General features: G+C 71.9%; 15 protein-coding genes. 10 read left to right on the top strand and 5 right to left on the bottom strand.

What is annotated here, in order from left to right; genetic code table 11:
- Positions 1-99: 99 nt before the first annotated feature.
- Positions 100-1,806 (bottom strand): thiamine pyrophosphate-binding protein, encoded by a 1,707-nt coding sequence (locus WG923_RS06280; RefSeq protein WP_340350076.1) that lies wholly within the window; start codon positions 1,804-1,806, stop codon positions 100-102.
- Between the two features lie 39 nt (positions 1,807-1,845).
- Here WG923_RS06280 and WG923_RS06275 point away from each other — a divergent pair, with 39 nt between their 5' ends.
- The 7 genes from WG923_RS06275 to WG923_RS06245 all read left to right on the top strand — a co-directional run bounded on the left by WG923_RS06275 (position 1,846) and on the right by WG923_RS06245 (position 8,444).
- Positions 1,846-2,493, top strand: a complete 648-nt coding sequence (locus tag WG923_RS06275) for a TetR/AcrR family transcriptional regulator (protein ID WP_340350075.1) — start codon at positions 1,846-1,848, stop codon at positions 2,491-2,493.
- A gap of 128 nt (positions 2,494-2,621) precedes the next feature.
- Complete coding sequence (locus tag WG923_RS06270; protein ID WP_340350074.1) at positions 2,622-3,785, top strand: Gfo/Idh/MocA family protein; 1,164 nt, start codon at positions 2,622-2,624, stop codon at positions 3,783-3,785.
- A gap of 10 nt (positions 3,786-3,795) precedes the next feature.
- The gene (locus tag WG923_RS06265; RefSeq protein ID WP_340350073.1) at positions 3,796-4,983 is read left to right on the top strand and encodes a dihydrodipicolinate synthase family protein; all 1,188 of its coding nucleotides are present in this window, start codon (positions 3,796-3,798) and stop codon (positions 4,981-4,983) included.
- Between the two features lie 29 nt (positions 4,984-5,012).
- Entirely contained in the window at positions 5,013-5,972 is a 960-nt protein-coding gene (locus WG923_RS06260; protein WP_340350072.1) for a Bug family tripartite tricarboxylate transporter substrate binding protein, read from the top strand.
- Positions 5,962-6,660: an SDR family NAD(P)-dependent oxidoreductase gene (locus tag WG923_RS06255; protein ID WP_340350071.1), complete on the top strand. Its 699-nt coding sequence runs from the start codon at positions 5,962-5,964 to the stop codon at positions 6,658-6,660. The genes WG923_RS06260 and WG923_RS06255 overlap by 11 nt, the downstream gene beginning before the upstream one ends.
- Before the next feature lie 3 nt (positions 6,661-6,663).
- Positions 6,664-7,545, top strand: a complete 882-nt coding sequence (locus WG923_RS06250; protein WP_340350070.1) for an NAD(P)-dependent oxidoreductase — start codon at positions 6,664-6,666, stop codon at positions 7,543-7,545.
- Positions 7,546-7,565: 20 nt separating this feature from the next.
- Entirely contained in the window at positions 7,566-8,444 is an 879-nt protein-coding gene (locus WG923_RS06245; protein WP_340350069.1) for a sugar phosphate isomerase/epimerase family protein, read from the top strand.
- 95 nt (positions 8,445-8,539) lie between these two features.
- On the opposite strand, the gene WG923_RS06240 is transcribed toward WG923_RS06245, so the two are convergent.
- A complete protein-coding gene (locus WG923_RS06240) occupies positions 8,540-9,064 on the bottom strand; it encodes a bactofilin family protein (protein ID WP_340350068.1) in 525 nt (174 codons plus the stop codon).
- Between the two features lie 217 nt (positions 9,065-9,281).
- Here WG923_RS06240 and WG923_RS06235 point away from each other — a divergent pair, with 217 nt between their 5' ends.
- On the top strand, positions 9,282-9,983 hold the full coding sequence (locus WG923_RS06235) for a hypothetical protein (RefSeq protein WP_340350067.1): 702 nt from the start codon (positions 9,282-9,284) through the stop codon (positions 9,981-9,983).
- A 12-nt stretch (positions 9,984-9,995) separates the two neighbouring features.
- On the opposite strand, the gene WG923_RS06230 is transcribed toward WG923_RS06235, so the two are convergent.
- The gene (locus tag WG923_RS06230) at positions 9,996-10,565 is read right to left on the bottom strand and encodes a histidine phosphatase family protein (protein ID WP_340350066.1); all 570 of its coding nucleotides are present in this window, start codon (positions 10,563-10,565) and stop codon (positions 9,996-9,998) included.
- Between the two features lie 49 nt (positions 10,566-10,614).
- Between WG923_RS06230 and WG923_RS06225 the strand changes: the two genes are divergently transcribed.
- Together WG923_RS06225 and WG923_RS06220 are read left to right on the top strand one after the other, a co-directional pair.
- Positions 10,615-11,502 (top strand): aldo/keto reductase, encoded by an 888-nt coding sequence (locus tag WG923_RS06225; RefSeq protein ID WP_340350065.1) that lies wholly within the window; start codon positions 10,615-10,617, stop codon positions 11,500-11,502.
- 3 nt (positions 11,503-11,505) lie between these two features.
- Positions 11,506-12,096 carry a DUF6064 family protein gene (locus WG923_RS06220; RefSeq protein ID WP_340350064.1) on the top strand — a complete coding sequence of 197 codons (591 nt, stop codon included), beginning with the start codon at positions 11,506-11,508 and terminating at the stop codon, positions 12,094-12,096.
- A gap of 6 nt (positions 12,097-12,102) precedes the next feature.
- Here WG923_RS06220 and WG923_RS06215 read toward each other — a convergent pair whose 3' ends face one another.
- Together WG923_RS06215 and WG923_RS06210 are read right to left on the bottom strand one after the other, a co-directional pair.
- Positions 12,103-12,858 (bottom strand): general secretion pathway protein GspB, encoded by a 756-nt coding sequence (locus WG923_RS06215; RefSeq protein ID WP_340350063.1) that lies wholly within the window; start codon positions 12,856-12,858, stop codon positions 12,103-12,105.
- A gap of 15 nt (positions 12,859-12,873) precedes the next feature.
- A complete protein-coding gene (locus tag WG923_RS06210) occupies positions 12,874-14,553 on the bottom strand; it encodes an ExeA family protein (RefSeq protein ID WP_340350062.1) in 1,680 nt (559 codons plus the stop codon).
- Positions 14,554-14,557 lie beyond the last annotated feature (4 nt).

The raw sequence follows: 14,557 nt of genomic DNA, 5'->3' as shown, positions 1-14,557 counted from the left end.
CCCGGGGGGGGCGCCCCCCCCCCCCCCCCCCTGAAGGGCCACCAGGCCTCGGGAGCGCCCCCACCCTACCCTCCCCCGGAGGGGGAGGGAAAAGAAGCCTCAGCGGCCCTGCTTTTGGGCCGTGGCGCGGATGCCGCTCAGCGTCCCGCGCGTCGTGATCACTTCCGGATCCAGCATCACTTCGATCACCGTCCCCTGCGCGCGCTCCAGCGCCGCCACCAGCGCCGGCTCGAACTCCTCCGTGCGGGTGATCCGCGTGGCCTCGTACCCGTACGCCTTGGCCAGCGCCACGAAATCGGGGTTGGCCAGCTGCGTGCCGGCGCCCTCCACCCGGGTGGGGTACTCGCGCTCCTGGTGCATCCGGATCGTGCCGTACATGCCGTTGTTCAGGAGCACGATGATCGACTTCGCGCCGTGCTGCGTGGCGGTGGCCAGCTCCTGCCCGGTCATGAGGAAGTCGCCGTCGCCGGCCATGGTCAGCGCGACGCGGCACGAGACGATGTTGGCGGCGATGCCCGCCGGCACGCCGTAGCCCATCGCGCCGTTGGTGGGCGCGAGCTGGGTCTTGTGCCCCTTGGCGAGGCCGTGGTGCTTGAAGAAGCGGTGCGTCCACGAGGCGAAGTTGCCCGCGCCGTTGGTGATCAGCGCATCGGCCGGCAGGCGCTTCTGCAGCACGGCCACGATGGTCGGCATGTCGATGGTGCCCGGCAGGGGTTGCGGCTCGAGGTTTCCCAGGTAGTCGGCGTTGGCGGCCTGCGTCCACGCGGCCCACGGCAGCTCGGGCGGCGCGGTCAGCACTTCGAGCGAGCGCGCCGCGGCGTTCATCGTGGCGTTGATCGCCAGGTCGGCCTGGTAGACGCGGTTCAGCTCCTCGGCGCTGGCGTGGATGTGCACCAGCTTCTGGGCGGCCTTCGGCGGCTTCAGCAGCGAATAGCCGCCGGTGGTCATCTCGCCCAGGCGCGGCCCGACGGCGAGGATCAGGTCGGCCTCCTTGATGCGCGCCGCGAGCTTCGGGCTGATGCCGATGCCGACGTCGCCGGCGTACTGCGGATGGTGGTTGTCGAAGCAGTCCTGGAAGCGGAAGGCGTTGCCCACCGGCAGCTTCCAGTTCTCGGCGAAGCGCTGCAGGGCCTGCGCGGCCTGGGGCGTCCAGCCGCCGCCGCCGGCGATCACGAAGGGCTTGCGGGCGGCCAGCAGCAGCTCGCGCAGGGTGCGCAGGGCCCCCGGGTCGCTCCAGGCCTCCACCGCCTCCACGCGGGGCAGGGGCCGCGCCGAGGTTTCCTTGACCAGCATGTCCTCGGGCAGGACCAGCACCACCGGGCCGGGCCGGCCGTTCATGGCGGTGGCGAAGGCGCGCGCCACGTACTCGGGGATGCGGTCGGGGTCGTCGATGCGCTCCACCCGCTTGGCCATGCCCTTGGTGCTGGGGCCGAAGAAGCTCGTGTATTCGACCTCCTGGAAGGCCTCGCGATCGCGCTGGTCGCTCGCCACGTCGCCCACGAACAGCACCATGGGCGTCGAATCCTGGAAGGCCGTGTGCACGCCGATCGAGGCGTTGGTCGCTCCCGGCCCGCGCGTGACGAAGCACACGCCCGGCCGGTTGGTGACCTTGCCCGCCGCCTCGGCCATGAAGGCGGCGCCGCCCTCCTGCCGGTTGATCACGAAGCGGATCTGCTCGCGGTACTTGTGGAAGCCATCGAGCACGGCGAGGTAGCTTTCCCCGGGGACGCCGAAGGCGTGCGCGACGCCCTGGGCCACCAGGCATTCGACGAGGAGATGGCCGGCGAGCTGCGGGAGCTGGTTCATGGTGCTTGACGGGATTAACTGTTTGGTGAATTATGTGGCATGGTGCGAGAGACCAGCCCCGCCTCCGACGAGCGATTGCGCGATGCCGACCGCTCGCAGGGAACGATCTTAGCCGCGGCCCGCGACGAATTCGCGGAGCACGGGCTCGGCGGCGCGCGCGTGGACCGCATCGCGGAGCGCGCCGGGCTCAACAAGCGGCTGATCTACTACTACTTCGAGGACAAGGACAAGCTGTTCCAGGCAGTGCTGGAGCAGGCCTACCGCGACATCCGCGAGGAAGAGATGAAGCTCCACCTGGTGGACCTCGACCCGCCGACGGCCGTGCGGCGCCTGATCGAGTTCACCTGGGACTACTACCTGCGCCACCCGGAGTTCCTCACGCTCCTGAACAGCGCCAACCTGCACCGCGCGCGCCACCTCGCCGAATCGAAGCGGGCGCGGGAGCTCAATTCGCCCGTGGTCGAGACGCTGGCCACGGTGCTCGAGCGCGGCCGCCGCGAAGGCACCTTCCGCGGCGGGGTCGACCCGGTGCAGCTGTACGTCTCGATCGCCGGCCTGGCCTACTTCTACCTCTCCAACAGCCACACGCTGTCGGCCATCTTCGGCCGCGACCTGCTGGCGCCCAAGGCGCGCAGCGAGCGCCTGTCGCACATGACCGAGGTGATCCTGGGCTACCTCACCCGCTGAGCCCCTCTTCCTCCCTCCCCCTCCGGGGGAGGGTCGGGGTGGGGGCGCTGCGCCAGGGCTTGCCAAGCGGCCCGCCTTTCCCGATAATTCACCATTTAGTGAATTAACGCCCCTCGGAGACCTGCACCATGGCCACCCAACGTCTCGGAATCATCATGCACGGCGTCACCGGACGCATGGGCATGAACCAGCACCTGATCCGCTCCATCGTCGCGATCCGCAACCAGGGCGGCGTGACGCTCTCCAACGGCGACCGGGTGATGCCCGACCCGATCCTGATCGGCCGCAACGCCGAGAAGATCGAGGCGCTGGCCCGCTCGCAGGGCATCACCCGCTGGGGCACCGACCTCGATGCGGCGCTGGCCAGCAAGGAAGACACCGTCTTCTTCGACGCCGGCACGACCCAGATGCGCCCCACCCTGCTGGCCAAGGCGCTGCGCGCGGGCAAGCACGTGTACTGCGAAAAGCCGATCGCCACCACGCTCGGCGAGGCGGTGGAGATCGCGAAAATGGCCGAGAAGTCGGGTCTCAAGCACGGGGCGGTGCAGGACAAGCTGTTCCTGCCCGGACTGCGCAAGCTGGACATGCTGCGCCGCGCCGGCTTCTTCGGCCGCATGCTGTCGCTGCGGCTGGAGTTCGGCTACTGGGTGTTCGAGGGCGACCTGCAGCCGATCCAGCGTCCGAGCTGGAACTACCGCGCCGAGGACGGCGGCGGGATGATCCTGGACATGATGTGCCACTGGCGCTACGTGCTGGACAACCTGTTCGGCCAGGTCAAGTCGATCTCCTGCCTGGGCGCCACCCACATCCCCGAGCGCTGGGACGAGAACGGCAACAAGTACCGGGCCACCGCCGACGACGCCGCCTACGCCATCGCCGAACTGGTGGGCCAGGACGGCGAGCCGGTGATCGCGCAGCTGAACATGTCCTGGGCCACCCGCGTCAACCGCGAGGACCTGGTCACCTTCCACGTCGACGGCACGCACGGCTCCGCCGTGGCGACGCTGACCGAATGCAAGGCCCAAAGCCGGGTCAACACGCCGCGCCCGGTGTGGAACCCGGACGTCAGGCAGACCATGAAGTTCACCGAGCAATGGCAGGAAGTGCCGGACACGCAGGTCTTCGACAACGGCTTCAAGATCCAGTGGGAGGAGTTCATCCGCCACGTGGTGGAGAACGCGCCGTACAAGTGGACGCTGCCGGAAGGCGCCAAGGGCGTGCAGCTGGTGGAAGCCGCCCTGCAAAGCTGGAAGGAACGCCGCTTCGTCGACGTGCCGCCCCTGAAGATCTGAGGAACGCGCGATGGCCCTGACCCTGAAGCTGCCCACCTCCGCCGGCGCGCTGGAGGCCTACACCCTCGCCGGCACGGCGCCCGTGCAGCCCGCGCGCGGCGTGAAGTTCAACCGCATCGCCTATTCCGCTGCCCACGTGGTCGCCGACCCGCTGGCCGCGATCGATCCCTGGATCGATTCGGCCGTCGACTGGGACGCCACCATCGCCTACCGCCAGCGCCTGTGGTCGCTGGGCCTGGGCGTGGCAGAGGCCATGGACACGGCGCAGCGCGGCATGGGGCTGGACTGGCCCACCTCGCTGGAGCTGATCCGCCGCTCGCTGGACGCGGCGCGCGACGTGCCGGGCGCGCTGGTCGCCTCCGGCTGCGGCACCGACCACCTCGCGCCCGAGGATGCGAAGGACGCCGACGACGTGATCCGCGCCTACGAGCAGCAGATGGAAGCCATCGAGAAGCTCGGCGGCCGCCTGATCGTGATGGCCAGCCGGGCGCTGGCCCGCGTGGCCAGGGGCCCGGCCGACTACGAGAAGGTCTACGGCCGCATCCTTTCGCAGGCGAAGCAGCCGGTGATCCTGCACTGGCTGGGCGACATGTTCGACCCGGCGCTGGCCGGCTACTGGGGCACGAAGAACGTCGACGAAGCCATGGACACGGCGCTGGGCATCATCCACGCCCGGGCGTCCAAGGTGGACGGCATCAAGATCTCGCTGCTGGACAAGCACAAGGAGATCGCGATGCGCCGGCGCCTGCCCGCGGGCGTGCGCATGTACACGGGCGACGACTTCAACTACGCCGAACTGATCGCCGGCGACGGCGAGGGAACGCAACCGGTCCACGGCAGGAGCGACGCGCTGCTGGGCATCTTCGACGCGATCGCGCCGGCGGCGAGCGCCGCGCTGGGTGAACTGGCGCAGGGCAACCTGGCGGCCTTCCACGCCATCCTCGGCCCCACCGTCCCCCTGTCGCGCCACATCTTCGCGGCGCCGACGCGCTTCTACAAGACGGGTGTGGTGTTCATGGCCTGGCTCAATGGCCACCAGACGCACTTCACCATGGTGGGCGGGCAGCAGAGCACGCGCAGCCTGCCGCACCTCGCCGAGCTGTTCCGCCTGGCCGACGCGGCCAACCTGCTGGAACAGCCGGAACTCGCCGTGCGTCGCATGAAGACGTTGCTGGCGCTGCACGGCGTGCCAGCCTGAACCTTTTCCCGCCCCTCGAGGAGACAAGAATGCTGCGTCCCATCCGCCTGCTGGCCGCCCTCGGCCTGGCTTTCGTCACCCTGGCCAGCGCGGCGCAGGGCTATCCCGCGCGCCCGGTCAAGTTCGTGATCCCCTTCCCGCCCGGGGGCACGCTCGACACGCTGGGCCGCAGCCTGGCCCAGAAGCTCTCCGACCAGATGGGCCAGCCCTTCATCGTGGAGAACAAGCCGGGCGGCAACGGCACCATCGGCGCCGACAACGTGGCCAAGGCGCAGGCCGACGGCTACACGCTGCTGTTCAACGCCTCCACCTTCGTCTCCGCGCCGATGACGATGAAGTCGGTGCCCTACTCCGTCACGCGCGACTTCGCGCCCGTGGCGCTGGTGGCCAAGGCGCCGCTGTCGGTCGCGGTCAACAAGGACCTGCCGATCACGGACATCAAGTCGTTGCAGGCCTATGCCAAGGCCAACCCCGGCAAGCTGACCTTCGCCGTGGGCTCCATCGGCTCGGCCGGCCACCTCGCCACCGAACTCCTCAAGCGCAGCGCCGGCATCGACTACACCGTGATCCCCTACAAGGGCACGGCGCCCGCGTTCCAGGACCTGATCGGCGGCCAGATCGCCGGCTTCATCGACCCCATCCTCGGCTCGCTGCAGTACCACAAGAGCGGCATGCTGCGGGTGATCGCGGTGACGGGCGACAAGCGCGCGCCCAACCTGCCGGAGGTGCCGACCGTGGGCGAGACGGTGCGCGGCTACGAGTTCTACAGCTGGTACGGCCTGTGGGCGCCGGCCAAGGTCGCACCCGAGATCGTGCAGCGGCTCAACGCCGAAGTGAACAAGGCCCTGGCCGGGGACATGCGCGAGAAGTTCTCGCAACAGGGCCTGCTGCTCACGCCCGGCCCGGTGGCGGACTTCGCGCGCTTCCAGCAGGACGACATGGCGCGTGCGCAGAAGATCATCACGGAAGGCCACATCCGTGTCGAATGAGGCGCCGCTGGCGGTGGTGACCGGCAGCAGCTCCGGCATCGGGCTGGCGATCGCGCGGGCCTTGCTGGCGCAGGGCTGGCGGGTGCTGGGGCTGGACCGGGCAGCGCCGACGCTGGAGGCCGCCGGCTTGCGCGCGCTGGCGGTGGACCTGTGCGATGCCGATGCGCTGGCCGCCGCGGCCTCGGCCGCATCCGGCGCCAGCGCGCTCGTGCATGCCGCCGGCGTGCTGCGGGTCGGCCGGCTGGGCGAACTGGAGCCCGAGGCCGGCGAGCTCCTGTGGCGGCTGCACGTGGGTGCGGCCGAACGGCTCGCGAATGCGCTGGTGCCCGCCATGGCGGCCCGGCGCGCAGGGCGGGTGGTGCTGGTGGGAAGCCGCGTGGCGCGTGGCTGCGCGGGACGCAGCCAGTACGCCGGCACCAAGGCCGCCCTCGTGGCGATGGCGCGCAGCTGGGCGGCCGAACTGGCGCCCTGCGGCGTCACCGTGAATGTCGTCTCCCCCGCCGCCACCGCCACCGCGATGCTGCAGGACCCGGCCCGCACCAGCGTCGCCCCCAAGCTCACGCCGATGGGCCGCCTGATCCAGCCGGAGGAAGTCGCGTCGCTCGTCGCCTACCTGCTGTCGCCGGCCGCGGCGGCCATCACGGGCCAGGACATCCAGGTCTGCGGCGGCGCCTCGCTGGAGGGCTGATCCATGGCGCAAGAGTCCATCGGCATCGTGGGGCTGGGGCTCGTGGGCCGCGCGCTGGCCGCGCGCCTGCGCTCGCACGGCTGGCATCCGGTCGGCTACGACATCCGCGCCGAAGCGACGGCGGCCTTCGCGCAGGAGGGCGGCCGCATCGCGGGCTCCCTCGCCGAGCTCGGGTCCGCCGTGCCCTGCGTGCTGCTGGCGGTGTTCGACACCCGGGGCGTGCTTGAAGTGCTGGAAGGCGACCAGGGGCTGCTGTCGCCGGCCCACGCGGTGCGCACCGTGATCGACTGCTCCACCGGCGACCCCGAACTGCTGGAGCCGCTCGCCGCCCGCCTGCAGGCCCAGGGCATCGACTTCGTGGAAGCGCCCCTGTCCGGCTCCAGCCAGCAGATCGAGGCCGGCGAGGCCACGGCGCTGGTCGGCGGCAGCGCGGCAGCGGTCTGCGCCTGCGAGCCGCTGCTGCGGGCGATCTCGGCGCGGCACATCCACGTCGGCGCCGCCGGCATGGGCGCGAAGGCCAAGCTCGCGACCAACCTGGTGCTCGGACTCAATCGCGCCGTGCTGGCCGAGGGCTTCGCCTTCGCCGAGGCGCTGGGCATCCCCGCGGAGCGTTTCCTCGAACTGGTGCTCGCCACGCCGGCGCGATCGGACGCCGCGGCCGTCAAGGGCCCGCTGATGGTGGCGGAGGACTTCGCGCCCCGCTCGCGGATCCGCCAGCACCTCAAGGACGTCGACCTGATGCTGCAAGGCGCCGCGCACGCCCGCCTGGCCCTGCCCTTTTCCGAACAGCACGCGCGCCTGCTGCGCGAAGCCGTTGCCGCCGGCGAAGGCGACCTGGACAACGCCGCGATCGTGCGGCGCCTGCGCCGGCGCCCGGCTGCCTGACCCCCTGGAAGTACCACTCCATGCGCGATTTCTCCCAAGACCACCGCTGGCTCTCGATCAACACCGCCACCATCCGCAAGTCGCGTGGCGAGGACCTTCCCCTGCCGCGCATCATCGAGGCCTGCGCCGAGCGCGGCATCCGCGCAATCTCGCCCTGGCGGGACCAGGTGCACGCCGCGGGCATCACCAACATCGCCAAGACGGTGCGCGAGCACGGCCTGAAGCTCTCCGGCTACTGCCGCGGCGGCATGTTCCCGGCGGCCGACGCGCAAGGCCTGCGGGCGGCGCTGGACGACAACCGGCGCGCGGTGGACGAAGCCGCGCAGCTGGGCGCGGCGTGCCTCGTGCTGGTGGTGGGCGGCTTGCCCGGGGCGCTGCAGGGCCAGCCGGCGCACAAGGACATCGCGCTGGCCCGCAACCAGGTCCGCGACGGGATCGGCGAGTTGCTGGACTACGCGCGCACCGCGAAGATGCCGCTGGCCATCGAGCCGCTGCACCCCATGTACGCGGCCGACCGCGCCTGCATCAACACGATGGAGCAGGCGCTGGACGTCTGCGACGAGCTCGACCCGTACCAGTCCGGCAGCCTGGGCGTGGCAGTGGACGTCTACCACGTGTGGTGGGACCCGAAGCTGGAGCAGCAGATCGCCCGCGCCGGCCGCAACCGCCTGCTGGCCTTCCATGTCTGCGACTGGCTCACGCCCACGACCGACCTGCTGAACGACCGCGGGATGATGGGCGACGGCGTGATCGACATCCCCCGCATCCGCGGCTGGGTGGAGGCGCAAGGCTTCGCGGGCTACAGCGAGGTGGAGATCTTCTCCACCGGCAACTGGTGGAAGCGGCCGCACGGCGAGGTGCTGGACACCTGCATCGCGCGGCACAAGACGCTCGTCTGACCTGCTCCGTCGTCCCCGCGGAGGCGGGGACCCAGGGCTTCCCGGGCGCGCGCAGCGCGCGTCCCGGGCCCCCGCCTGCGCGGGGGAGACAGCCCTTACTGCACCTGCTGCAGCGGCGGGCGCACCGGCGCCGCCTGCGCGGGTTTCGCTCCGGTGCCGGCCTCGATCTCGCCGGAGAGCTGGCCGCCCTCCTCGATCACCACCTTGCCGTAGCGGACCTTGCCCGTGACCTTGCCGGTCGAATAGATCACGAGCTTCTGGCGCACCGTCAGGTTGCCTTCGAACAGGCCGCGGATCTCCGCCACGTCGATCTCGGCGGAGCCCTTGAAGGCGCCGCGCTCGGAGATCTGGATCACGCGCGAATCCATGGTCGCCTCCACCGAGCCTTCCACCACCAGGGTGTCGCAGTCGGTGATCTCCACGCCCTTGAGCTTGATGTTCGGGCCGACGGTCAGCTTGCTCTCGCCTTCCTTCACCGGGGAAGCGGCGGGCTGCGCGGGCGCGACCGGCGCCGGCTGCTGCGCGCCGGCGGCTGCGGCGGCATTGGGGTTCAGGCCCGTACGCGGGGAGGTGTCGTCACGCTTGTTGTTGTTGTTGAAGAAGGGGGACTGCAATGCCATGAAGCGGATCCTCTGAGTGCGTTGGATTGGGAGAGAGAAGAGCCGTGATCCTAGGCACCGCACCCATTACATGTGCGACGGACGGCGCAAGAAGGGTAACGAATGGCGTTGCAGTGGCCCGACGCGCCTGCGCGCCTTTGCGCACTCCTGCCCCGATCGTGCCTTGCGCTGCGGCGCCTGAGCCTTCACCATGCACGTGAGGATGGAGGTGATTGCAATGAGGTACTGGTTGCGATGGGCCTGGGCCGCGGGCCTGCTGGCGGCAGCGATCGCGCCCGCGCGGGCGGAGACGCCCTCCGGCGTGGATTTCGAGGTCAGCGCCTCCAACCTGCTGGTGGTGCTGCGCGAGTCGCCCGGCGCCAACAAGCAGGACGAGACGCTCACCCCCTTCGGCCGCATCAGCGCCAGGACGGCCGACGGCCGCGAATTCGAGTTCGAGGCGAGCTGGTTCCAGTACCTCGGCGACATGCACCTGCGGCTGGTGTTCGACGGCGAACGGCGCGTGCAGAGCGCCTCGCCCGACGACCTGCAGCGCCTGCGCCTGAGCCCCGAGGAGGCGCTGGCGCGCGCCGTCGACAACCTGCGGCGCCGCTACGGCGAGCCGGTCGCCCAGCCCTGGAGCGGTGGCCTGATGCAGGTGCACGGCAACGCCCCCGAGTTGGACAGCAGCTACTTCCTCGATCGCGAGTTCTGGCTGGAGCAGCTGCGCGAGTCGCCGGCCGGCATCGTGGCGGCCGTGCCGGGCCGCGGTGGCCTGGTGTTCGCCCGCGCCGACGACGATTCCGCCGTGGCCACCCTGCGCTTCAGCGCCGCCGCCCTGTTCGCGAGCAACGACACGGCGCGGATCTCCTCCGGCCTGTACCTGTTCAAGGACGGGCGCTGGTCGGTCTTCCAGCCGCCGCAGCCGTCGGCCGACTAGGGGCCTGGGTTCCTAGGGAACCGACAGCCGGCCGGCCACCCGGAAGGCGCCGGCGCGCTGCGGCGTCAGCACCACCATCTCGCCCATCGCCGGGGAGACCCCCGTCAGGGCCATCACCGTGGATCCGTGCGTGACGAGGAACAGGTTGCCCCCTTCGGGCACGCGTTCGACGATCCGGCGCAGTTGCGCCACCTGCGGCGCCTCCTCCTCGCGCCGGCCGAACAGGTTGCCCAGCGCCGGCTGCACCTCGCCGCTGCGGCCGAACGCGAGGCGCGCCGTCTCCAGGCACCGGCACCAGGGGCTCGCCTGCAGGCCCGCGACCGGGATCGCGCGGCTGCGCAGCGCCTCGCCGAGCCGCCGCGCGTGGGCGCGTCCTTCCTCGCTCAGGTTGCGCTGCGTGCTGCAGTCCGCCAGCGTCATGCCCGGCGGGTCGCCCACGCCGGGGTCGGTGGTGTCGTGCCGCAGCAGCACGACCTGGCCGCCCGCGCGCAGCAGCGACCATAGGGCGTCGTCGGCCCGCGGCGCGCCCGGCAAGAGCGCACACAGGACCAGCAGGTAGCGGATCAGGGCGGTGCCCGGCATAGGAATCTCCCCGCTGGGGTGGACGACAGGCGCATGCTACGCTGGCCGGATGAAGCGCCGCACGCTGCTGCAGTGGGCCGCGCTGGCAGCGGCAGGCGAAGCGGCCGCGCAGCCGGGCCCGTCCACCCGCGCCATCCCTTCCTCCGGCGAGCCGATCCCGCGCGTGGGCCTGGGCACCTGGATCACCTTCAACGTCGGCAACGACCCGCCCGCGCGCGCGCACTGCGCACAGGTACTGCGGGCGTTCTTCGAGGCCGGCGGCCGCCTGGTCGACTCCTCGCCCATGTACGGGTCCTCGCAGGGCGTGGTCGGCGAAGCCCTGCGCTCGCTCGGCGCGCAGCAGCGCGTGTTCGCCGCCGACAAGGTATGGACGGGCGCGGACGGCGCGGCGCAGCTCGAGGCCTCGCGGGCGCTCTGGCAGCTGCCGCGCTTCGACCTGCTGCAGGTGCACAACCTGCTCGCCTGGGAAAAGCAGCTGCCGCTGCTGCACCGGATGAAGGACGAGGGGCGCGTGCGCTACGTCGGCATCACCACTTCGGAAGGGCGGCGGCACCGCGAGTTCGAACAGATCATGCGCAACCAGCGGCTGGACTTCGTGCAGTTCACCTACAACCTCCTGGACCGCGACGTCGAACAGCGCCTGCTGCCGGTGGCGGCGGAGCGCGGCCTCGCGGTGCTGGTGAACCGGCCCTTCCAGGAGGGCGAGCTGCTGCGCCGCCTGCAGCGCTTCCCGCTGCCGCCGTGGGCGGGCGAGATCGGCTGCACCAGCTGGGCGCAGTTCGCATTGAAGTTCGTGATCAGCCATCCGGCAGTCACCTGCGCCATCCCGGCGACGCGCCGCATCGACCACGTGCGCGAGAACATGGCGGTGGCGCGCGGCCCGTTCCCCGACGCGGCGATGCGCCAGCGCATGGCGGCCCACGTCGCGGGCCTGTGAGCGATGACGGAGTGGTGGACCTACGGGCTGTCGGACTTCCTGATGTTCTCGCCGCAGGTGTACTGGCGGCTGGTGGCGCGCCACAACGCCGCCTGGTGGCCGGCGCAGGGGCCGGCGCTCGCCGTCGTGCTGGCCCTGCCGCTGCTGCTGCGCGCCGGCAGCGACGCACGCCGCATCACCCTGGTCATCGTCGCGATGGGGTGGGCGTGGGTGGGCTGGGCCTTCCACTGGCGCCTCTATTCCGAGATCTTCCTGGCGGCGCCATGGGTCGCGCTCGCCTGCGCGCTGGAGGCCCTGCTGCTGCTGGGCGCGGCGGGCATCCCGCTGCGCTCCGGCGCTGCGCCGGCGCCGGGCGTGCCGTGCTGGCTGCTGCTCGCCGCCGCCCTGCTCTATCCGCTGCTGGCGCCGCTCACGGGCCATCCCTGGGCCGAGGCGGAAGTGGCCGGCTTCATGCCGGAGCCGACGGCGCTGGCCACGCTGGGCGTGCTGGCCGGCCTGCGCGGCTGGCCGAAGTGGAGCCGCTGGCTGCCCGCCGTGCCGGCGCTCGCGTCGCTGCTGCTCGGGGCGGCGACCCGCTGGCTGGTCGCGCAGTGAGCGCGCTCAGTACTGCACGCTGTAGCGGTAGCCGCGGAACTTGAGCACCGCGGACTTGGCGCGGATCTGCTCCACGACCACGCCGGGCGCCGCCTCGGCGCCTTCGGCGATCACCTGGCCGCCGACGACGAGCATGCGCTGCGCCGGGTTGTCCGAATACACGCCGCCGGAGACCTGCAGCTTGGGCAGTTCGCGCTGCACGTCGGGGGGAAGCTCGGAAGTGGCCAGCACGCGGTCGGCCGGGGCGGGGGCGGCAGGGGCCGTGATCGCCGGGGCCGCCGCTGCCGCGGGGGCAGGCGCAGCCGCCGGGACTGGCGGCGCGGCAGGGGCCCGCACCGGCGCCGGCGCAGCAGCGGCGTTCGCCATGGGCGTGCCCGGCGCGCTTCGGGCCGTCGGTGCGGGGGCCTTCACGACCGGCCGCTCGGGGGCCCGCTCGGGCACGGGCAGCAGGGGCGGCGGCGCGGGCGGGCTCACCTCGGCGGCCGCGGGCGGCAGTTGCGGCGGCGGGGACAACGCCACGGTCTTGGGCACCGGTGCGTTCGGCGGCGGCATGCCGAGATCCAGCGAGACGCGGGGCGACGGGCGCAGCAGCAGCGCCACCGCCACCACCACGACCAGCGCGGCCACGGCCGCCACGACCCACAGCGGCATGCGGCGCGCCGTCTCCGCCGGCAGGGGCACGGGGTGGGCATGGATGCCGCGGCCGGGGTCGCGCTCGCGTTCGGCGTCGGCACGGCGCAGGGCATCGAGGATGTACGACATGCGCTCGGTTCTTCCTCAGGGTTCGGTGCGCAGGCGGGGTTCGTCCACGCCGCTCGCCCGGTTCAGTTGCATGTAGGTCAGCGGGCCGGGCCGGCCGTCCGCCGGCAGGCCCTGCGCGAGCTGGAAGGAGCGCACGTCTGCCTTGAAAGCGGCGTCCATCACCGCGGGCCGCGTCGGCGCGGACGCTCCGCGCGCCGCCGCGAGGCGGCTGGCGACCCAGTCGATGGGCGTTCCGCCCTGGCCCTCGCGCAGCCGCTCGCCGTAGCCGGCGGGCGTGCGCCACAAGGTGCCGAACTCGCCGTGCCAGCGCTGCGCCAGCGCGGCGAGGGTCACCGTCTGTTCGGTGCCCGCGGCGCGCAAGGTGGCGGTGCGGTCCGTGAGGCCGGCGAGGATCGCATAGGAGGGCTGGCCGCTGTCGCTGTCCAGCGTGACGATGCCGGGACGACCGAGCTGGCGGATCAGCGCCAGGCTCATCGTGCGGGCGAAGCACTGCACCCCGCGGCGCGCCAGTGCGGCGCAGGCGTCGGCCTCCTCCACCGGCAGCTGCCAGGCCTGCGCCAGCTCGCGCCAAGCCTGCTGCTCGTCGCGCAGCAGCGTCGGGGGCACCGTCGTCGCGGGCGTGGGCGCCGCGACCGGTGCGGGCGCGGGCATCGCAACCGGTGCGGTCGTCGCCACCCACACCGGCTGCGCCGGGGGATTCGACAGCGGCGCGGGTTCCTGGACCGCGGCGGGCGCGCTCGTGAGCGTGGCCGGCTTCACCGGCCCCGCCGGCTCCTCGGTGACGCGCGTGACCGCGGCCAGCAGCCCGGCACCCGCGGCGAGCCCCAGCACGCCGGCCAGCGCCGCGCGGGGCCAGGCGCGCACCGGCGCTGCGGTGCGCGGGAACACTTCCGCCGCGGCTTCGCCCACGATGCGGCGCGTGACCTGGCCCTGCCCGTTGGCATAGGCGCCCAGCAGGGCGCGGTCGCACAGCAGGTTGATGCGGCGCGGCACGCCGCCCGTGGCGCGATGCACGCTGCGCAGCGCCGACGGGTCGAAGGGCAGCGGGCGCTGCAGGCCGCACATCTCGAGCCGATGCCGCACGTACTGGGCGCTTTCCGGCTCGCTCAGCGCGCGCAGGTGGTAGCGCGCGATCACGCGCTGCGCGAGCTGTTCCAGCTCCGGCCGCGCCAGCATCTCGCGCAGCTCCGGCTGGCCGATCAGGATGATCTGCAGCAGCTTGCGCTCGCTGGTCTCCAGGTTGGTCAGCAGCCGCAGCTGCTCCAGCACCTCGGGCGCGAGGTTCTGCGCCTCGTCGATGACCAGCACGTTGTTGCGGCCGCCGGCGTGGGCCTGCAGCAGGAAGGCGTTGAGCGGATCGAGGTAGTCCTTGACGGTGGCGGCGCGCTGCGCCGGCGGCGTGACCGCCACGCCGAACTCGTGGCAGACCGTCTCCAGCAGTTCGATGACGGTCAGCTTGGGGTTGAAGATGTAGGCGAGGTTGACGTGCGGCGGCACCTGCTCCAGGAAGGAGCGGCACACCGTGGTCTTGCCGGTGCCGATCTCGCCCGTCAGCAGCACGAAGCCGCCGCCGCCCTGCACGCCATACAGCAGGTGCGCCAGGGCTTCCCGGTGCTGTTCGCTCATGAACAGCAGGCGCGGATCCGGCGCGATGGAGAACGGCTCCTGCTTCAGCCCGAAATACGCCGCATACATGTGC

The sequence above is a fragment of the Ramlibacter sp. AN1133 genome (assembly GCF_037890035.1).
Lineage (GTDB): Bacteria > Pseudomonadota > Gammaproteobacteria > Burkholderiales > Burkholderiaceae_C > Ramlibacter.
This window is presented reverse-complemented; position numbering and strand designations above follow the sequence as displayed.